General features: G+C 70.2%; 1 protein-coding gene. It reads left to right on the top strand.

All coding sequences use genetic code 11. From position 1 onward, the window contains the following. Positions 1-17 precede the first annotated feature (17 nt). The coding region (locus tag JS756_RS36370; RefSeq protein WP_205387529.1) for a hypothetical protein at positions 18-285 on the top strand (268 nt) is incomplete at its 3' end.

Raw genomic sequence — 285 nt, 5'->3', positions numbered from 1 at the left:
CGGGGCAGGCGGGTCGGTTGGCCGCGTTCGCGGAGTCGGTGGGTGAGGGTGTGCGGCCGGTGGATGTCGCCTGGTCGTTGGCGGCGACTCGGAGTGTGTTCGAGGACCGGGCGGTGGTGGTCGGTTCCGGGATGAGTGAAGTGGTGTCCGGGTTGGCTGGGTTGGCGTCGGGTGCGGTGAGTGCGTCGGGCTCGGTGCGGGGTGCTGTGTCGGCGGGTGCTGACCGGGTGGTGTTTGTGTTTCCGGGGCAGGGGGCGCAGTGGGTTGGTATGGGGCGGGAGTTGT

The organism is Streptomyces actuosus (assembly GCF_016921115.1).
Lineage (GTDB): Bacteria > Actinomycetota > Actinomycetes > Streptomycetales > Streptomycetaceae > Streptomyces > Streptomyces actuosus_A.
This window is presented reverse-complemented; position numbering and strand designations above follow the sequence as displayed.